The sequence below is a fragment of the Streptomyces cinerochromogenes genome (assembly GCF_014648635.1).
GTDB classification, from domain to species: domain Bacteria; phylum Actinomycetota; class Actinomycetes; order Streptomycetales; family Streptomycetaceae; genus Streptomyces; species Streptomyces cinerochromogenes.
Genome location: NZ_BMRM01000028.1, coordinates 59,849 through 80,772 on the forward strand (window position 1 = coordinate 59,849; position 20,924 = coordinate 80,772).

Here is a 20,924-nt window from a genome sequence, read left to right on the forward strand (position 1 = left end):
TCCGGGCGGACCAATGATCGGTGTGTCGACGGGGCCGAAAATCGTTGCCCGAATCGTTTCCACCGTCCATAGCGTGCGTGCCCGACCGCACGAAGGTGACGAGCCCGAGGGGAAAAGCCGGCCTTGCCGCAGCACACCACCACCGCGTTCCCGTGCTCCTTTTCGCAGCGGCGGCTCTGGTTCCTGGCCCAGCTGCCCGGAGCGGGCGAGGCGTACCACATGCCGCTGGCGTACGAGCTGCGCGGACCCCTGGACCGGGGCGCGCTGGTCCGCGCGCTGGACCGGCTGGCCGACCGCCACGAGGCCCTGCGGGCCCGCCTGACCGCCGTGGACGGCGAGGTGTTCCAGCGGTTCGCCCCGCCCGGCGGGGGCTTCCCGCTGACGGTGCACGACCTGGCCGGCCGGCCGGACGCGGAGGACCGGCTCACCGCCCTCCGCCGCGAGGAGGCCACCGCCCCGTTCGACCTCGCCCGGGGCCCCCTGTTCCGCGGCCGGCTGGTGGTGCTGGCCGCCGACCGGCACGTGCTGCTGGTCACCGCCCACCACATCGTGTCGGACGGCTGGTCGACCGGTGTCCTCACCCGGGAACTCGGCGCCCTGTACACGGCGTTCCGCGCGGGCGGCGGCGATCCGCTGCCGCCGCTGCCCGTGCGGTACGCCGACCACGCCGCCCGGCAGCGGGGCCGGCTCTCCGCGGACGCGGCGGCCCGGCAGACCGCGTACTGGCGCGAGACCCTCGCGGACGCCCCCGCCCTGCTGGACCTGCCGACCGACCGTCCGCGCCCGGCCGAGCAGGACTACCGGGGTGCGCAGCTCCGCGTCGCGTTCGACGCGGAACTCACCACCGCCCTGCGGACCCTGGCCCGGCGCAACCGCAGCACCCTCTTCATGACCCTGCTGACCGGGTGGGCGCTGGTGCTCTCCCGGTGGTCCGGGCAGACCGACGTGGTGATCGGCACGCCGACGGCCAACCGCGGCCGGGCCGAACTCGAAGGGCTCGTCGGGTTCTTCGTCAACAGCCTGGCGCTGCGCGTCGACCTCTCCGGCGATCCGTCGGCGGCCGAGCTGCTCCGGCGCGTCCGCGTGGCGACCCTGGGGGCGCTGACCCACCAGGACCTGCCGTTCGAGCAGGTGGTGGAGACGGTCGGACCGCACCGCAGTCCGGCCCACACGCCGCTGTTCCAGGTGATGTTCGCCTGGCAGAACGCCGGGGGCGACGCGCCGGTGCTGCCGGACCTCGACGTGACTGCGCTGGACGCGCCCTGCGCCGGCGCCAAGTTCGACCTCGCCCTGTCGCTGGCCGAGGAGGGCGACCGCGTCACCGGCACCCTGGACTACGCGACCGCCCTGTTCGACCCGGAGACGGTCGAGCGGCACGTCCGGCACCTCCGGCGGATCCTGACCCAGATGGCAGCAGATCCGGAACTCCCGGTGTCCGCACTGGAGTTGCTGACCCCGCCCGAGCGGGCGCAGCTGCTGGACGACTGGGGGGACTCGGGCCGCGAGGCCCCCGCGGTGCCCTTCCCCGCGCTGTTCGAGGAACGGGTACGCGCCGCCCCGCAGGCCGTGGCGGTCGAGTTCGGCCCGGTGTCGCTGTCGTACGGAGAGCTGAACGCACGGGCGAACCGGCTGGCCCGGCACCTGGTCGGGCTGGGCGTGGGCCCCGAACGCCTGGTGGCGGTGGCCCTGCCCCGGTCGGTCCGGTGGCTGGTGGCGACCCTGGCGGTCCTGAAGGCCGGCGGCGCCTACCTGCCGGTCGACCCCGCCTACCCGGCCGACCGGATCGCGTACATGCTCACCGACGCCACCCCGGCCTGTGTCCTCACCGACACGGCCACCGCGCCCGCCCTGCCCGGCACGACCGCCCCGCTGGTCCTCCTGGACGACACGGCCCCGGCGGGCGCCCCGGAACCCGCCCACCCGGCGGACGCGGCCGACCTCACCGACGCCGAGCGCACCGCCCCGCTCCGGCCGGAGTCCCCGGCGTACGTCATCTACACCTCCGGTTCGACCGGCCGGCCCAAGGGGGTGGTCGTCACCCACACGGGCATCGCCGGCCTCTCGGCGAGCCAGCTCGAGCGCCTCGCCGTCACCGCGGACAGCCGGGTGCTCCAGTTCGCCTCACCGAGCTTCGACGCCGCCGTCTGGGAGATGTGCATGGCGCTCCTGTCCGGCGCGCGGCTGGTGATGGCGCCGGCGGAGCAGCTGCTGCCGGGGGAGGACCTGGCCGGGGTGCTGCGCCGGCACGCCGTCACCCACGCCACCCTGCCTCCCACCGCGCTGGCGGTGCTCCCCGACGACGCCCTGCCGGACGGCATGACCCTCGTGGTGGCCGGTGAGGCGTGTCCGCCGGCCCTGGTCGCGCAGTGGTCGCCCGGCCGCAGCATGGTCAACGCGTACGGACCGACCGAGACCACGGTCTGCGCCACGATGAGCGCCCCGCTGTCCGGAGCCGGGACCCCGCCCATCGGCACACCCGTGGCCGGCACCCGCGTCTACGTCCTCGACGCGCGGCTGCGGCCGGTCCCGCCGGGATTCCGCGGGGAGCTGTACGTCGCCGGCGCCGGCCTGGCCCGCGGCTACCTCGGCCGGCCCGGGCTGACGGCGGAGCGGTTCGTCGCCGACCCCTACGGGCCGCCCGGCACCCGCATGTACCGCACCGGGGACCTGGCCCGGTGGCGGTCCGACGGCCGGCTGGAGTTCGCCGGACGCGCCGACCAGCAGGTGAAGGTGCGCGGCTTCCGCGTCGAACCCGGCGAGGTGGAGGCCGCGCTGCTGGAGCTGCCGGGCGTCCCGGAGGCCGTGGTCCTGGCCGAGCCCGACGGGACCGGCGGCGCCCGCCTGGTCGCCGGGATCGGCCGGGGCGACGCCGCGCCCCGGCCGGCGGGCGAGTGGCGTGCCGCGCTCGCCCGCCGCCTCCCCGCCCACATGCTCCCCGAACGCTTCGTGGAGGTGCCGCGGCTGCCGCGGACACCCAACGGCAAGCTCGACCGCGAGGCGCTGCTGGCGCGGGCGCGGACGGCCGGACCGGCCCAGGTCAACACCTCGACCCCGCGTGACCACATCGAGCTGGCGCTCTACCGGATCTGGAAACGGCTGCTGCTCCACCCCGGCATCGGCGTCCGGGACGACTTCTTCGACCTCGGCGGTACGTCGATCTCCGCCATCAGACTCGCCCACGCCGTCCGCGAGACGTTCGGCGTGCCGCTGCCCGTCCGCGACATCATGCTGCACCCCACCATCGAGGCGCTCGGCGGACGGCTGCGCCAGGGTGCCACGGCCCGGCCCCCCGGCAGCCTCATCGCGTTCCGCGAGGGCGACGGGTCCCGCCACGTCGTCTGCGTGCACCCCGGCGGCGGCACCGCCTTCTGCTACCTCCCGCTGGCCAGGGCCCTCCCGGAGGACTACGGCGTCTACGGCATCCAGTCCCCGGGACTGAACCCCGGTGAGAGCTTCCTGCCCTCGGTCGAGGCCATGGCGGACGACTACCTGCGGCTCATCGAACCACTGCTCGGCGGGCCGCTCGTGCTCACCGGCCTCTCCTTCGGCGGCCTGGTCGCCCACGAGATGGGACGCCGGCTGGCCGAGGCCGGGCACACCGACCTGAGCGTGGTCCTCCTCGACACGCACGGCAGCGACGACGACGCCGCGCGCGCCGCGATCCAGCCGGTGGGGATGGCCGAGTTCCGGGAGAAACTCGTCCGGTTCAACGGCATGTACCCCGGCATCGAGGACGAGCAGATCGAGCGGTACTTCCACGTCTACAACCACAACCGGGCGGCCGCGGGCGCCTACCGGGCGCCGTCCACCCCGGCCCGGCTGGTGCTGCTGCAGGCCGCACGCGGACTCGGCGAACCGGAGCTGCGGGCGGCCGGTGACCACTGGCGCCGTCGCGCCGGCGGCGGGCTGCGCGTGGAGCGACTGGACTGCGACCACTGGGAAGTCCTGGAACCCGCCGGGCTGCCGGCCGTGGCCGGGCTGCTCGCGTCCGAGCTGGACCACCGGCCGGCGTCCCGTCCGGCACCCGACGAGGCCCGGCCCGGTCCGGCGCGGAGAACATGATGAAACCGACCCCCACCACCCCCGCCCCGCCCACCCCGGCCCCCGCCCCGTCCATGCCCGGGGCCCCCGCCTCGTCCGTGCCTGGGGCCGCCGTATCTGTCTCGGCCGCCGGGGCCGCCACCCCGGCCGCCGGCCCCTCCGTGCCCGTCCCGGCCGCCCCCGTCCTGGCCGCCGGGGCCACCGCCCCGTCCGTGCCCGGGGCCGCCGCATCCGTTGCGGCCGGCGGGGCTGCCGTCTCGGCCGCGCCGGGGGCCACCGCACCCGTCTCGGCCGCCGGGGCCCCCGCACCGTCCGTGCCCCGGGCGGCAGGTCTGGCCGCGAGTGTGCTCGCCCAGGCCCGCCGTACTCCGGACGCCGCCGCCGTGGTCGACGGCGCACGCCGCCTCGACTACGCCGGACTCGACTCCGCCAGCGCCACCGTGGCCGCCGCCCTGCGCCGCGCCGGTATCCGGCCCGGCCAGGCCGTGGCGGTCTGCCTGCCGAGGTCCTGGCAGCTGGTCTGCGCGATGCTCGGCATCCTGCGCCTGGGCGCGGTGGTGGTACCGCTCGACGCCCAGAGCCCACCCGGGCGACGCGACCACATCCTCACCGACTCGGCCTCCGTGGCCCTGATCCACACCGAGGAGCAGCCCCCCGACGGCCTGCCTGCCGGCGTGACCCCCCTCGCGGTGGCCCCCCTGCTCACCACCGCCCCGGCCACCCCGGCCGCGCCGACCACCCCAACCACCTCGACCCCGGCGGCCATGGACGTCACGGACGCCCCCCTCCCGCCCCGCACCGCGCCGGTCTCCTTCGTCTTCTACACCTCCGGCACCACCGGCCGTCCCAAAGGCGTCGAAGTACGCGACGCCGGAATCCTGCGGCTGGCCCGGCCCGGCTACCTCGATCTGCCCGAAGGCGCGCGCTACGCCTGCCTGTCCAACCCCGCGTTCGACGCGCTGAGCTTCGAGGTGTGGGTCCCACTGCTGACCGGCGGCTGCTGCGTGGTCTTCGAGGACGACGTCGTACAGACCCCCGACCTGCTCGCCGCCGAGCTGCGGCGCCGGCGCGTCGACACGCTCTTCATGACCGTGGCGCTCTTCAACGCCGTGGTCGACAGGGTCCCGGACTGCTTCGCCGGCGTCGGCCAGGTGCTGGTCGGCGGTGAGCAGCTCAACGCCCCGCTGATCCGCCGCTGGTACCGGGACAACAGCGCGAGCCCCACCCAGCTCCACAACGTCTACGGCCCCACGGAGGCCACCACCTTCGCCCTGTGCCACCCCATCCCGCGCGACTTCGCCGGCGACGTGGTGCCCATCGGCCGGACGCTGCCGGGCACCGAGGCACTCGTGGTCGCCGACGGCGTCCGCCCGGCCGCCACCGGCGAGGTGGGCGAACTCCTCCTCGCCGGGGACGCGCTGGCGGCCGGCTACCGCAACCTGCCGGACGAGACCGCGCGCCGCTTCGTACGGCTGCCCTGGCACGACGGAGGCCGCACCCGCTACTACCGCACCGGCGACCTGGTGACACGCGGCGCCGACGGTCTCCTCACCTACGTGGGGCGCGCCGACCGGCAGGTGAAGGTCCGCGGCTTCCGTATCGAGCCCGGCGAGCTGGAACGCCACATCCTGGCCCACCCGGCGGTCCGGCAGGCCCACGTCTGCACGCGCCGGGACGAGGAGCAGGGCGTCAACGAGCTGCTGGCCTACCTGGTGCCCGGGCCCGGCCTCGACTTCGACGACTTCGACCGCCACCTGGCGGCCGGCCTGCCGCCGTACATGCGGCCGCACCGCCTCCACCTGGTCGACGAACTCCCGCTGAACGCCAACGGCAAGACCGACCAGGCCGCCCTGCTGCGGCGCGACGACCACCAGCCCTGGCGGCGCGCCGAGGGCACGGCCACGGCCGCGACCGCCACCCCGTTGCAGCGTCAGGTGCTCGACCTGGCCGGCCGGGTGCTGGGCGTGGCGGGCCTGCGCCCGGACGACCGCTGGATCCCCAGCGGAGGCGACTCGCTGAAGGCCCTGCGCCTGCGCTCCGAGGTGCGCCGGCGCTGGGGCTGCGAACTGCCCCAGCGCCTGGTGCTGGGCGCCGCCATCGCGGAACTGGCCGCCGCCGTCGAGGCCGGACGCGGCACGGGCCGTTCGCCGTACCCGGCGCCGCCAGTCCCGGCCGGTGCCCGCTCCGCGCCGGCCACCTCCGAGCAGCAGCGGCTCTGGCTGCTGCACCAGCGCGACCCCGCGTCCTGCGCCTACAACGTCGGCCTGTCCTTCCGGATCCACGGCACCGTCGACAGCGCGGCACTGCGCCGCGCGCTGCACCGGCTGGTGGTGCGGCACCCGGCACTGCGCACCGCGTTCGAAGCCACCGCCGAGGGACTGCGCCAGGTGGTGGGGGAGCCGTACGACCCGTGGACGGAGCCGCCCACGGACCCGGGCGCCACCGAAGGGACCCCGGGTGCTGCCGAAGGGGCCCCGGGCGGTGCCGGGGGCGGACGCGGGGACCAAGGAGACCAAGGAGACCAAGGCCCTCACGGGGATCACAGCGACCTCGCCGGTCGCTTCTTCGCCACGCCCTTCGACCTGGCCCGCCCCCGCCTGCTGCGGGCGCGCTGGCTGGCGCACGGCGAGGGCGGCGGCGTCCTGCTGCTGCACCTGCACCACATCGCGGTCGACGGCTGGTCGCTCAACGTCCTCTTCCGCGACCTCTCCCAGGAGTACGCGGCCGCGACGGACGAGGACGCCCCGGCGGCGCCGACCCCGCTGGACTTCGCCGCCTGGCAGGCCGACTGGTTCACCCGGCCGGACTACCGGGCCCAGCGCGCCGAACTGCGGTCCCACTACGCCCGGACGGAGGCGGACGAGGAGGAAGGGGCGGAAGGGGCGGAAGGGGCGGAAGCGGAGCGGGAGGCGGGGGAACCGGTCATGTCCCGGGCGGCCCGCGCCCGGGGCCGCCTCCTGCGCACGACCCTCGACCCGGTGCGCCGTACCGCCCTGGACCGGCTCTGCTCCGAACTGGGGCTCACCCGCTTCCAGGTGCTGCTGGGTGTCTTCGCCTGGAGCCTGTACGGCGTCACGGGCCGCTCGTGGCTGCGGATCGCGAGCCCGGTCGCCAACCGTCCCGTGCAGGAGTTCGAGCGCAGCGTCGGCATGTTCGCCAACACGGTGCTGCTGCCGCTGCGGGTCGCGCCCCGCGCGACGCTGCGCGCCGGGCTGCTGCGCCAGGCCGCCGCCGCGCAGGCCGTCCTGGACCGGCAGGACGTGGCCCTCGCCGACGTCCTGGCCGACCGGGACGGCCGGGGCGACGGTACGCCGTTCGACTTCCTGTTCGTCCTGGAGAACACCGACTTCTCCGCGCTGGCGCTGCCGGGCTGCGACACCCGCCCCGCATGGCTCGCCCCGGCCCACGCCAAGTGCCCGCTGACCCTGTCCGTGGTCGAGCACGCGGACGGCTTCGACTGCCTGTGGGAGTACGCCGACGGCGCCTTCACCGCCCCGGAGGTGCAGGCGCTGGCCGGCCTCTTCCGGGACGGACTGGACCGGCTGGCCGGGGCACCCGACACCAGCCCCGCACAGTTGGCGGCGCCGTACCGGCACAGCCTTCCGGACCCCGGCCGCGGCCCCTCGGCGGAGCCGGCCTGCGTCACGGTGGCCGAGGCGTTCGCCCGCCAGGTCGGCCTGACGCCCGCCGCCCCCGCCCTGGCCTCCGGTGACCGCACCCTCAGCTACGCCCGGCTGAACACCCATGCCGCGGCGCTGGCCGCCGAACTCCTGGAGCGGTTCCCCGAGCCGCCCGGGGACGACGACGGTCCGCGCGCCGTCGCGCTCCACCTGGAGCCCTCGGTCGAACACGTGGTGGCGCTGCTCGCCCTGGCCCGCCTCAACATCACCGCCGTACCGCTCGACCCCGGCTACCCGCCGGCCCTGCTGCGCGAGATCCTGGACCGGGCACGCCCGCTGTGCGTCCTGGTCGCGCCGGACGGCGAGCCCGCACTCGACGCGATCGCCCCGCCGGACCTGCCCCGCCACCCCGTCGTCCTGTCCACCGCGCCCGCGCCCGCACGTCCGCCGCACCGGGGCCGACGGCCCCTGTACACCCTGTTCACCTCCGGCTCCACGGGCACCCCCAAGGGCGTTCAGGTGTCCGACCGGGTCCTGTGCAACCTCCTGCAGTGGCAGCACGAGTCCGGTGGCCTGGGCGCACCGGCCGTCACCCAGCAGTTCTCCATGCTCTCCTTCGACGTGTCGTTCCAGGAGATCTTCGGCACCCTGTGCGGCGGCGGCTGCCTGCACCTGGTCCGGCCCGGCTGGCGGCAGGACCCGCCCGCGCTGCTGGCCCAGCTGGAGTCGGCCGGCGTGGAGCGCGTCCACATGCCGTACGTCGCCCTGCAGCTCCTCGCCGAGCACGCCGTCCACCTCGGCCGCTACCCCTCGCGGCTGCGCGAGGTGATCACGGCGGGCGAACAGCTGCTGTGCACGGACGCCATCCGCCGGTGGTTCGCCGGGATGCCCGGCGCACGCCTGTTCAACCACTACGGCCCGACCGAGACGCACGTCGTCAGCGCGCTCCGCCTGGACGGCGACCCCCGCCGGTGGCCGGAACGACCGGCGATCGGCCGCCCCGTGGCCAACACCTGGCTGCGCGTCGTGGACGAGGCCGACCAGCCCGTCCCGCCGGGCCGCCCCGGCCGGCTGCTGATCGGCGGCCCGCTGGTCTCGCGCTGCTACCTGGGCGACGCCGAACCGAACCGCACCCGTTTCGTGGACCTGCCCGGCCTCGGGCTGTTCTACCGCACCGGCGACCGGGCCCGGTTCGACCACGAGGGGCTCCTGCACTACCTCGGCCGCGACGACCAGCAGATCAAACTCAGCGGCCACCGGCTGGAACTCGGCCAGGTCGAGGCCGCGCTGCTGCGGCACCCGGGGATCGTCAACGCCGTGGTCGTCCCGGACGGGGAGCGGCTGACCGCCTGCCTCCAGTGCCGGGACGAGCCGCCGTCACCGGAGGAACTGGCACGTCACCTGACCCCGCTGCTGCCTCCTCACGTACGGATCCACCGCTTCCGCCGCCTGCACGCGCTGCCGCGCACCCCCAGCGGCAAACTCGACCGCCGCCGAGCGCTCACCGCCCCCGGCGAGGACCTGACCTCACGCCCTGTCACCTCCCACCAGTCCCCGCTCCAGCCCGCCGGCCACTCCCCGCTCCAGGCCCGCCTCACCGCCCTGTTCGAGTCCGTGACGGGCACACCGATCGACCCCGACCAGCGCTTCTTCGACGCCGGAGCCTCCAGCCTCACCCTGATGCGCTTCCACCTGCGCTGCACCACGGAACTGGGCCTCCGGCTGACCGTCCCCGACCTGTTCGAACACGTCACCGTCCGCCGGCTGACCCGCTTCCTGGAAGACCACCCGCCCACGCCGCCCGGTCCTCCGTCCGGCAACGCGACGGACCGGTCTCCGGCCGTCGGCACGGCGGCCGGTTCCGCGGTCGCGGTCCCGCCGCCCGGGACCGACGAACCGGTGGCCGTCATCGGCATGGCGGTGCGGCTGCCCGGTGCCGACGACCTGGCCTCCTTCTGGCGGATGGTGCGCGACGGCGGCACCGGCGTCGAGTACTTCGACGCGGCGGACGGGCTCGTCGGCGCCCGCAGTCAGCTGGCCGGTCCGCTGGCCTTCGACCCGGAGCACTTCGGGATCAGCCGACGGGACGCGCGCCTCATGGACCCGCAGCAGCGCCACCTGCTGATGAACTGTGCGCAGGCGCTCGCCCACGCCGGCATCGCCGACCCGGCCCGGCGGACCGTCGGCCTGGTCGCGGCCTGCGGGGAGAACACGTACTTCCAGGCCATGCTGCGCGAGGCCGACCCGGCGCAGCTGCCCGACGGCTTCCAGCTGGCCCTGCACCACGAGAAGGACTTCCTCGCCACCAAGGCCGCCTACCACCTGGGCCTGACCGGACCGGCGTTCACCGTGCAGGCCGCCTGCGCCAGCTCCCTGGTGGCCGTCCACCTCGCGGCCGGCCTGCTGCGCCAGGGCGACGCCGAGGTGATGCTGGCCGGGGGCGTGCTCGTCGACCCCCAGCTGACCGGCGGCTACGTCTACCAGCCCCAGCACATCTTCTCCGCGGACGGGCACTGCCGGCCCTTCAGCGACGACGCCGACGGCACCATCGGCGCCAGCGGCGTCGGTGTGGTCGTACTCAAACCCCTGCGGCTCGCGCTGCGCGACGGCGACACCGTCTACGCGGTGGTCACCGGCTCCGCCCTCAACAACGACGGCGCCGGCAAACTCGGCTACAGCGCCCCGTCCCTGGCCGGCCAGCGCGAGGTGATCCGGGCCGCCCTGCGGCGCGGCGGCCGTACCGGCGCCGACGTCGGCTACGTCGAGGCCCACGGCACCGGCACCCGGCTCGGCGACCCCGTCGAGGTGGCCGCGCTCCGCCAGGCCCTGGACCTCGGCACGGCGGACAGCTGCGCGCTGGCCTCGGTGAAGAGCCAGATCGGCCATCTCGGCGCCGCGGCCGGAGTGGTGGGACTGGTGCGGGCCGCCCTGGCCGTCCACCACGGCGTCATCCCGCCCCATGCCGGTTTCCGCCGCGTCAACCCGCGGATCGGCGACCTCACGCCGTTCCACATCCCCACCGAGGCCCGCCCGTGGCCGGGGGACCGGCCGCGCGTCGCGGCCGTGAGCAGCTTCGGCATCGGCGGCACCAACGCCCACCTGCTGCTGGAAGAGCCGCGGGAGGCGGCGCAGGCACCGGCCGCACCCCCCGCCGCCCCGCCCTGTCTGCTCCTGTCCAGCAGCAGCCCGGAGGGCCTGCGCACCGACGCCTCCCGCATCGCCGACTACCTCCGGTCCCGCCCCGAGGCCTACCCCCAGGTGCTGCGGCACCTCCAGGCCGGCCGGCCCGCGCACCGCTGGCGGACGGCGGAGGTCTGCCCGGACGCCGCCACCGCGGTGGCCTGGCTGCGCACGGCCGCCGGCACCGAGGTGACACCGGGGGAGGAGAGCCTGCCCGCCGCGGACCGTACGGCCCGGGAGCTGGCCGACGCCTGGCTGGCGGGCCGGGCGATCCGCTGGCCGGACGGACCGGCGCAGGCCCCCTGGGACTTCCCGCCGCCCGCGTTCCGCCTGGACGACCACGACTTCGAGCGCGTCCCCTCCGCCCCCGCGCCGGTGCCCTCCGACGGCCCGCGACGCCTGCCCGAGACCGAGTGGCTGCACCAGCCGCACTGGGTACGGCTGCGCCGGGCCCTGCCCGCAGGACCCGGCGCACCCACCCGCGGCCTGCTGGTCGTGATGGCGGCCGAGCCGCTGCCCGAGGCCGCGCTGAGCCCCCTGCGGGCGGCCTACACCAGGGTGGTGCAGGTCGTCGCGGCAGACCGCCACCTCCGGCTGGCCGACGACCTCCACCAGGCCGACCCGGCCGACCCCGGCTCGCTGGGCCTGCTCCTCGACGCGCTGGCCGACGATGCCCGTACGGGGGTCGACTGGCTGCACGCGCTGCCCCTCGCGGTCGACGGGGCGGTGGGCGAGGAGTCACTCGACCGGGCCCACTGGGCCTGCGTCGACACCCCGGCCGCCCTGGTCCGGGCGCTGGCCGGTCGCACGGGGACGGGGCCGCTGCGCGCCTTCTGGCTCTCCCACCGGGCCCAGCCCGTGGAGGGCGCCGTGGACCGGCCGGAACTCGGCCTCCTGGCCGGCGCCTGCGAGGTGCCCCGCCAGGAACGCGCCGGCACCGGCCGCTGGCTGGACCTCCCGGGACCCGACCTCGCCGACTGGGCACCGCTGCTGGCCCCGGTCCTGACGGAGCCGGACCCCGCCACCGCGCACCCGCACCGGCTGGCCCTGCGCCAGGGCTACTGGTGGCAGCAGACCCTCCTGCCGGTCCCCGCACCCCCGCCCCCCGCCACCGCACCGCCCCTCGCACCCGACGGCGTTCACCTCGTCCTGGGCGGCACGGGTGGCATCGGCAGCGCCCTCGCGGCCTGGCTGCTGGAGGGGAGCGACCGCCGGGTGATCCTGGTCGCCCGTCGGGCGTCGCTGCCGGACGGCCTGGCGGCCTGGGCGGACCGCGTCCGGCTGGTCGAGGCCGACCTGGCCGAGCAGCCGCCGGGGGAGGTGCGGGCGCTGGTCGAACGGCACACCGACCGGCTCGACGGCGTGATCCACGCCGTGGGCGTGGCGGCCGGAGGACTCCTCGTCCGGCGTGACGCCGCCGCCATGCGGCGGGCCACCGCCGCGAAACGCAACGGCGCCCTGCTGGTCGAGTCGCTGATCGAGCGCTACCGGCCGGAGTTCGCCGCGTACTGCTCCTCCATGGCGGCCCAGTTCGGCGGTGTCGGACAGCTCGACTACGCCGCGGCCAACGGTCTGCTGGACGGCTTCGCCCGCCACCGGGCCACCCCGGCGGAGACCACGCTGCGGATCGGCATCGACTGGGACGTCTGGAACGAGACCGGGATGGCCCGCGACGCCCTGCGGTCCGACGCCCGGCACCAGGCACACCTGGCCGTCGGCATCGGCGTCGCGGAGGGCCGCCGGGTGTTCGGACGGGCCCTGCACCTGCAACTGCCGCACCTGCTGGTGTCCACGATCCCCCTCGAACAGGCCCGCGGACACTACGAGACCCCCGCCGGAGCACCCGTTCCCCCGCCGGAACAGCCCATGACGGGCCCCGAACGACCCGCCCCGCCCGCCGAACTGCTCACCGAGTACCTGTGCCGCTGGCTGGGGCAGGAGCAGCTGGACCCGGACGCCTCCCTCTACGACCTGGGCGCGGACTCGCTCACCCTGCTCGACCTGATCGGCGAGGTGAAGCGGAACTTCGGCGTCGACCTCGACCTCTCCCGCATGAGCCACCGGGTCAGCCTCACCGAAGTACTGACGCTCCTCGGCGAGCAGGCAGGACCGGCGGAAGCAACGGACGCGGCACGCGCGGCCGGAGCGGTCACCGGCGACCGCGTACCCCTGGAGGTGTGGCAGGAGGGCACGGGAAGCGACCTGCTCTGCCTGGTCCACCCCGTCGGCGGTGACATCCAGGCGTACCGGGCCCTGGTGTCGTCGCTCGGCCCGCACCTGACCGTCTGCCTGATCGCCGACCCCGCCCTGCACCGGCCCGCACCACCGTGGACCCTCCCGGAACGGGCCCGGCACTACCTCGCCGCCCTGCGCCGCCGCTTCCCGCACGGCGGGGGACGCCTGCACCTGGCCGGCTGGTCCTTCGGCGCCTGGGTGGCGCTGCAGATGGCCGCCGAGGCGGAGGCCGGCGGACGCGCCGCGGACGGTCTCTTCCTCATCGACCCGCCCCCGCCCGGCGCCGGGCCGCGCTTCGCCGACTACGACGAGTCCCGGATCGACGCGGTCTTCGCGCACGAACTGGGAACGGGCGCCACGGGCACGGCGGCCGGGCAGGCGGCGAAGGACTACGCCGAACGGCTGGCGCACTGCTGCCGGGCCAACCTCGCGAGCATGGCGGCGTACGAGCCGCCGCGCCTGACCGGCACGCCCAGCCGGCTCTGGCTCGCGGCCCGTCCGGTCCCCGGACTGCCCCCGCTCGGCGAACCCGACGACCAACTGGACCGGTGGCGGGGCCACCTGCCCGAGCCGTCGCACCGCCGCGTCCTGGACACCGACCACTACGGCATCGTCCGGCCGCCCCACGTCCGGACGGTGGCCGAGGAGATCGACGCGGCGGCGACGGCCGCCCACGCACCCCACCGCCGCGCCCCGGAAGAAACCTGAGGCCACCACCGTGCACCCCCACCAGAACCCGACCCCGGCCCCGACCTCGTACGAGAACCCGCACCCGCGCCCGCATCCCTACCGGTCGCTGCCGCCCCGCTCCTTCTGGCGTTCCGCCGTGGCCGAGCCGGAGCCCTCCGCCCTCGGGGACCTGTGGAACCCGGCGTTCTCCCTCGGCCAGGACGACCCCGTCCTCACCGCCGGCTCCTGCTTCGCGCGCCACATCGGTCCCGCCCTGCGCGACCGGGGCATGAACTGGCGCGACACCGAGCCCGCGCCGCCCGGACTCACCCCCGCCGAGCGGCAAAGCCGCCAGTACGGCGTGTTCTCCTTCCGCACCGGCAACATCCACACCGCCGCCGCGTTCCGGCAGTGGCTGTCCTGGGCGAGCGGCGAGACCGTTCCGCCCGACGAGGTGTGGCGTGAGGACGGCCGGTTCCACGACCCGTTCCGCCCCACGGTCGAACCCGACGGGTACGACTCGGCGGAGGCGCTGCTGGCCGCCCGGCACACGACCCTGGCGGCCATCGGCGGTGCCCTCGCCACCGCCCGCTGCCTCGTCCTCACCCTGGGTCTGACCGAGGCCTGGGAGGACCGGGCCACCGGCGCCGTCCACCCCGTCTGCCCCGGCACCGTGCGCGGCACCTTCGACGCCGGCCGGCACGTCTTCCACAACTCCACCTTCGCCGAGGTGTACCGCGATCTGTCGGCCGCCCTCGCGCTCGCCCACGCCGCCAACCCGACGCTCCGCGTCGTCCTGACCGTCTCGCCCGTACCGCTGACCGCCACCGCCACCGGCGGACACGCGCTGACCGCCACCACGTACTCCAAGTCCGTGCTGCGGGCCGTGGCCGGGCAACTGGCCCAGGAGCACGAGCAGGTCGACTACTTCCCCGCCTACGAGATCGTCACCGGCGCTCCCTTCAAGGCGGCGTTCTACGAACCGAACCTGCGCACGGTCACCCCGGAGGGCGTCGCCCTCGTCCTGCGCCACTTCCTCGGCGCGCTCACCCCGAGCCCGGCCGCCCCACGCCCCGCCGCCCCGCGGCCCACCCCCGGCCCCCGGCCCGACCGCGGAGAGGACGTCTGGTGCGATGACGCCGTACTCGACTACTACAACCCCCGCTAGTACAACGCCCGCTAGTACAGCGCCCGCCGGTACGACGGCCCCCGCCCGTTTCCTGCTGCTGGGCGACTCGCACGCCGGTCCCGTCGGCCGGGCGGCACAGGAAGCGGGCATCCCCTTCCGCGGCGGCCCGATCGGCGCGGGACGGGACTTCTTCGCCGAGTTCTTCGACGTCCGCGCGGGCGACCGGGACGAGGGGGGCGCCGGGGACGACATCGTGTTCCGCAAGCCCGAGGCGGACCGCCACTACCGCCGCTTCCTGGACGAGCTGGGCATCCCGGCCCTCGGCGCGCTGACCGTGCCCCTGGTGTCGACCCTCGGCTTCAGCGCCCACTTCGTCGCCACCGCCGAGAACTGGCAGGTCTACCGGGTACGCGACGGCTTCCCGCCGGGCTTCCTGTCCGGCCGGCTCTTCGACGGCGTCGTCCTGTCCATGAGCCGCGGGGCACTCGCCTTCTACCGGCACGTACGACGGCTCGGGCTGCGCACGCTCGCGGTGATGCCGCCCCAACGGGTCCCCGGCCACGCCGATCCGGAGGTCTTCCGCGCCGCGCAGGACACCCTCCGCCGGGCCCTCCTCCCGCTCGGCGTGGAGATCGTCGACCTGCGCGAACGGGCCACCGACTCCACGGGCGTCCAGCGCCCCGAGCTGTGCGAGCCCGACGACACCATCCACGGGAACCTGGCCTTCGGCCGGATGATCCTCGCCGACCTGCTGGCCCGCGGCCTGTGACCCGGCCGGCCGCACCCTCCGTCCCCCCCCGGGTGGACCGCACTCCCCGCCCCGCAGAAGGAAGACGCAGAAGACCGCCATGGAGAAGTTCGTACGCGACGCCGTCGCACGCATCACCACCAGGCCGAGGACGGTCTACGACACGATCGCCGTCGACCCGCTGACCCCGGTCGTCGGCGCCGAGATAGCCGGCGTCGACCTTTCCCGCGAACTGCCGGACGCACAGCTGGAGGAGATCCGGCACGCCTTCCTCGAACACCACGTGCTCGTCTTCCGCGACCAGCGGCTGACGGTAGAGGACCACAAGCGTTTCGCCGCCCGCTTCGGCGAACTCCGCCCGCTGCCCGTGGCCGTCCCGGAGGGCCGCGACCCGGTCGTCCTGGAGATCAGCGCCGACGGGAACTCCACCGACGTCGACGGCCACGGCTGGCACGCCGACGGGACCTCCAACCCCGAACTGGCGCTCGGCTCCATGCTCCACATCACCCGCACCCCGGACATCGGCAGCGGCGGCGACACGCTGTTCGCCAACATGCACCTCGCCTACGAGATGCTGTCCCCGGCGATGCGGGCCTTCCTGGACGGCCTGACCGCGGTCCACGACGACGCCGTCGCCTGGCAGGGCCACACCCCTCCGGAGGGCTACGTGCTGCCCAGGAACGAACACCCGGTGGTGGTGCGCCACCCCGAGACCGGCCGCAAGCTGCTGTTCGTCAACCCCGCCTACACCTCGCACATCGTGCAGTTGTCCGGCGGGGAGAGCCGGGCGCTGCTCGGCATGCTCTTCGACCTGGTCGCCCGCACACCGATGCTGAGCTGCCGGGTCCGCTGGACCCCGGACACCCTGGTGTTCTGGGACAACCGCAGCGTCCAGCACCACGCCGTCTGGGACTACTACCCCCACGCCCGCCACGGCCGCCGGGTCGCCGTCAAGGGCCGTCGCCCCGAGGCGTGAACCCGGTTCGGGTCAGGACACCGCCCGGGTCAGGCTGTCCACCAGCCCGTCGGCCAGCCGCCGGCAGGCCGACCGGAACCTCTCCCGCTGCTCGTCGCCGCCCTCCTCCCGGGCAGCCGCGCGCTCCCGGCCGGCCCAGGCGAGGGCGTAGACCCGCACGTGGGCGAAGGGGCAGGCCTCCGCGTAGGCGCGGGCGTCGGACGCCGCCCACGCCGCCGCTGTCGCACCGGCGTTCGCCAGGGCGTTGCCCTCGGCGAAGGCGGCCGCGTTGGCGCCGGTGTTCGACTCGGCGTACTCGCCCGCGAACTCGGCGGCCCGCTCGGCGCCGTAGTCGTGCGCCACGGCGTAGGCGTGGGCCCCGGCGTACGCCTGGGCGAAGGCGTCGGCGTAGGCGTAGGCGAGGCGGTAGGCCTCCCGCAGCACCGGGAGCAGCACCGCCTCCCACTCCGCCGCCGTGACCGTCTCGCCCGCCAGGGCCCGCAGGTGCAGGTCCCGTACCGCGTCCTGCGGTTCCACCGGCCGGCCCCGCCGGAGGCACGCCTCCGCCAGCACCGGCGCGACGGTGCCGGCGTGCCAGTCGTGCACGACGGAGAACGGCACCCGGCCGCCCAGCCGCGCCAGTTCGCCGTACAGTCGCGCCGCCCAGTCCCTCGCGGCGGCGGCGTCCTGCCCGTCGTACAGCACGGTGGCCACCTGCCACAGCCAGTCCGGCAGACCGGGACCGGCCGTGCCGGCTTCCAGCCGTGCGAGCAGACGGTCGTACGACGCGGGGACGGCGGCAGCCGGGGAGCGGTTCATACCGTTCTCCTCAGGGACGTCGGGGAGGGGCCGGGGCGGTTCGGGGAGGGTGCCCCGAAAGCGGAGCACGGCCGGCCCGCGGGCGGGGCGCATCCTGCCCGAACGGGCACGGTCTGTGCCCGCACGTCAGGAAGGGCCAGGTCACGCGAGGCGGTCGCGGAGCGCGCGGTTTACCGGCGGGCCGGCGTGTTCCTAGAGTTGGCCGCCGGTCTCCAAGGACGGCCGGCCGGGCCCCGCCCCACGGCAGGGGGACCCGCCCTCTCAGGGAGAAGCAAGCGCATGAGCGGCAGCCAGACAGGAGCGCGGGCCGGGACGCTGGTGGTGCCTTCCTCCCCCGACGCGCACCGCGTGCCCAGGCCCCCGGCCGGACCGGCGACGGTCCGCCGGACAGCCTCGGCGAAGGAGCCGGACTCCCGGCGCTCGCCGAAGCCGACGTGGCAGTCCGCCCTGCCCGACCGGCCCCGGCCGCTCGGCACGGCCGTGGCGGAACCGGTCGCCGCCGGCGTCTGGCTGCGCCCGGCGGGGGAGGACGGGCTGCGGGACGAACACCGGACGCGCCTGTCCACCCTGCCGGTGTCCGCCGGACCGCTCGTCGTGGTGGGCGTTCCCGGGGCACCGGCGCTGCCCGTGGCGGACGTCGCCCGGCTCTGGCAGGGCCTGTCCCCCGGGGTACGGCCGACGGTGCGGTTCCTGTGCTACGGACCGGCCCGCCTGAGCGGGGGCCGGCACCTCGGGGACGTACTCGCCCAGGTGCTCGGGGAACCCGTACGTCTGTACAACGGACTGCCCGGGGACGGCGAGGTGCTGCGCGTGGCAGCGGACGGCTCGCCCGGCCGTCCGCTGCTGGGGCAGCAGTTCGTGCACCTGCCGCCGGCCGCCGCCTCCGCCGGCCCCCCGCCGTCCCCGTTCGCCGTGGCGCACCGCTGGCCGCTCGACGGCCTGGAGGAGACCGGCCCCGGCACGTACCGCCTCGCCGACGACGCGGTCGTGGAGGTGGTGCGCAGCGGACTGTGGGTCCGCGGGCCGCAGGACCCCCCGTACGCGGCCGAGGTGCGGGCCGGCGACCCGGAACCCGGCCGGGAACGGATCCTGTGCGACGCCCGCTCCGAGGAGGCGCTGCCCCGGCTCAGGCAGCTCGCGGCGGACCTGGTAGGGACGTTCCCGCCCGAACTGCGCCGAGCGGTACGCCTGGGCGTCTGCCGCCCCAGCGTCGCGGCCGCCCGCGCCGGCCGGGCCCCGGCGAGACCCGCCCCACGCCCCGGCGGGCACACCGGCGAGGCACGGCGCACCGCCGTCGCGGACACCGGGGAGGCACGGCCGCGCACCGCCGTCGCGGGCACCGGGGACGAGGGCTTCCTGTCCGTCGCGGCCGAGATCCTGCGCAGGCATCCCGACCTCACCCCGGACCCGCCCGGTCCGGACGCCGTCACCGGTCTCGCGGCGGTGCTCCGCCGGCTGGCGCGGACCCCGGAGCCCGACGGCACCGGCCCGGACGGGACACCCGGCCCGCCCGGCGCCGAACCGCTGCGCGCGGGCCTGCGCCTGCTCCCCGTACACCGCGGGGCGACCGGTCTGCGGGCCACGCTCGACGAGGCGATGCGGCAGTGGTACGCCGGACAGCCGCTGGTCGTCGACGCGGACGCGTGCGAGGCCTCCGCCGTCGGCCCCGGCACCGAACCGGGCAACACCGACTTCCTCATCTGGTCGGTGGACGGCCGCCGTACGGACCTCCTCGACCCGCTGTCGCCGCACCGGGTGCTGTTCCTGCCCGGCTCCCGCTTCCGGGTGCTCGGCCCCGGCGTCCCCGGCGTCGTCATGATGCGCGAGATCGGCCCCGGGGAGGCGGCGCAGGACCCGGAACTCGACCGTGCGGCGGTACGTGAGCTGACCCGCGCCTGGCGGACCTGGCAGGGCGGCAACCCTGCCTGACGGGGTGTTCGGACAGTTCCCCTGGCCTAAGGGGCACGGTGGTGTCCGCGCTCTGGCGGGCCGCGGCCACCGGCCGGAAGGATGACGGGCGGAGGCGGCTCTCTCCATCGGGCACCGGCGCGATCCCGGCACCCGGAGGGAGCCGCTCTCCCTGTTCCCGGCCGGTGGCCCGCCCCCGGCCGGTCCCCGACGAATCCGGCCACCGGCTTCTGGAAGGCGTGCCCATGTTCAACGCACTTCTCCGCCGAGTACCAGGGCGCTGTACGGAGAAGCAGAAACGAGTCGCCCTCGGCGCCCTGATCGCCACGCTCATGACGGCGGTCGTGGCGGTCCCCGCGCTCGCGGGACAGGACGCGGACCCCTCCCCGCCCACCGCGTTCGCGCACCCGGGGGTGCTGGAGAGCAGGCCCCAACTGGACTTCGTGCGCGAGAAGGTGCGGGCGGGCAGCCAGCCCTGGAAGGGCGCCTTCGACCAGATGACGGCGAGCCCCTACGCGTCCCTCACGCGCACCCCGAACCCCCGGCAGACCGTGGAGTGCGGTTCGTACTCCCGGCCCGACAACGGGTGCACCGACGAGCGGCAGGACGCGATCGCCGCGTACACCGACGCCCTCGCCTGGTACATCACGCAGGACGACAAGTACGCCCGGAAGGCCATCGAGATCATGGACGCCTGGTCGTCCACGATCACCTCCCACACCAACAGCAACGCGCCGTTGCAGACCGGCTGGGCCGGCTCCGTGTGGCCGCGGGCCGCGGAGATCATCCGCTCCACCTACACCGCCTGGCCCCAGGCGGACCGCTTCGCCACCATGCTGCGCGACGTCTACCTCCCCGAGGTGATGAAAGGCTCGCAGAGCAACGGCAACTGGGAACTGAGCATGATGGAGGCCGCCGTCGGCATCTCCGTCTTCCTCGACGACCGGGCGAGCTACGACCAGGCGGTGGCCCGCTATCTGAAGCGGGTCGCCGCCTACGTCTATCTGGACTCCGACGGCGCCCTGCCCAAGACCGCGACGGGAGCCGAGGGCGACAGATCGGCGACCGTCGGCTTCTGGCAGGGCCAGTCCGCCTTCACGTCCGGCCTGACCCAGGAGACCTGCCGCGACCTCACGCACACGGGGTACGGCATCTCCGCGATCTCCCACGTCGCCGAGACCGCCTGGATCCAGGGCCAGGACCTGTACGCCCAGGTGGGCGAGCGCCTGCGGCAGGCACTGGAGTTCCAGTCCAGGTACGCGCTGGGCGCCGCCGTACCGTCCTCCCTGTGCGGCGGCAGCCTGAAGCAGGACCTGGGGCCGGTCACGGAGGTCGGGTACAACGCCCTGCACACCCGGCTGGGCCTGGACCTGCCCGAGACCGGCAAGCTCACCGAGCGCAACCGCCCCGCCGGCACGAACGACCTGTTCGTCGCCTGGGAGACCCTCACCCACGCCGACAACCCGGCCGGCCCCGCGACCGCCCAGCAGCCGTCGGCCACGTCGTCCGCGTCCCCCGTCACGGGCGCGCCGGCCCCCTCCGGCAAGGGGGCCACGGGTTTCCCGTCGCGGTATGCGGCTCCGTACGTGGAGACCTGGGGGTCGCCCTCGGATCTGGAGA

General features: G+C 75.6%; 7 protein-coding genes and 1 pseudogene. 7 read left to right on the forward strand and 1 reads right to left on the reverse strand.

Going from position 1 to position 20,924, the window contains the following annotated elements; all coding sequences use genetic code 11:
- Window positions 1-123: 123 nt before the first annotated feature.
- The 5 genes from IEZ20_RS36270 (at window position 124) to IEZ20_RS36290 (ending at window position 16,598) form a co-directional block, all read left to right on the forward strand.
- Window positions 124-4,062 carry a non-ribosomal peptide synthetase gene (locus IEZ20_RS36270; RefSeq protein WP_229896442.1) on the forward strand — a complete coding sequence of 1,313 codons (3,939 nt, stop codon included), beginning with the start codon at window positions 124-126 and terminating at the stop codon, window positions 4,060-4,062.
- On the forward strand, window positions 4,062-13,784 hold the full coding sequence (locus IEZ20_RS36275) for a non-ribosomal peptide synthetase (protein WP_229896443.1): 9,723 nt from the start codon (window positions 4,062-4,064) through the stop codon (window positions 13,782-13,784). The genes IEZ20_RS36270 and IEZ20_RS36275 overlap by 1 nt, the downstream gene beginning before the upstream one ends.
- Before the next feature lie 88 nt (window positions 13,785-13,872).
- Window positions 13,873-14,913 (forward strand): GSCFA domain-containing protein, encoded by a 1,041-nt coding sequence (locus tag IEZ20_RS36280; RefSeq protein ID WP_229896444.1) that lies wholly within the window; start codon window positions 13,873-13,875, stop codon window positions 14,911-14,913.
- Window positions 14,879-15,643: a hypothetical protein gene (locus IEZ20_RS36285; RefSeq protein ID WP_189306783.1), complete on the forward strand. Its 765-nt coding sequence runs from the start codon at window positions 14,879-14,881 to the stop codon at window positions 15,641-15,643. The genes IEZ20_RS36280 and IEZ20_RS36285 overlap by 35 nt, the downstream gene beginning before the upstream one ends.
- A gap of 79 nt (window positions 15,644-15,722) precedes the next feature.
- Window positions 15,723-16,598, forward strand: a complete 876-nt coding sequence (locus IEZ20_RS36290) for a TauD/TfdA dioxygenase family protein (protein WP_189306785.1) — start codon at window positions 15,723-15,725, stop codon at window positions 16,596-16,598.
- A gap of 12 nt (window positions 16,599-16,610) precedes the next feature.
- On the opposite strand, the gene IEZ20_RS36295 is transcribed toward IEZ20_RS36290, so the two are convergent.
- Window positions 16,611-17,396, reverse strand: a complete 786-nt coding sequence (locus tag IEZ20_RS36295) for a SpcZ (protein WP_189306786.1) — start codon at window positions 17,394-17,396, stop codon at window positions 16,611-16,613.
- Window positions 17,397-17,675: 279 nt separating this feature from the next.
- On the opposite strand from IEZ20_RS36295, the gene IEZ20_RS36300 reads away from it, so the two are divergent.
- Both IEZ20_RS36300 and IEZ20_RS36305 read left to right on the forward strand, forming a co-directional pair.
- Window positions 17,676-19,325 (forward strand): hypothetical protein, encoded by a 1,650-nt coding sequence (locus IEZ20_RS36300; protein ID WP_189306789.1) that lies wholly within the window; start codon window positions 17,676-17,678, stop codon window positions 19,323-19,325.
- Between the two features lie 311 nt (window positions 19,326-19,636).
- A pseudogene (locus tag IEZ20_RS36305) lies at window positions 19,637-20,773 on the forward strand (alginate lyase family protein); the annotation flags it as partial.
- Window positions 20,774-20,924: the final 151 nt, after the last annotated feature.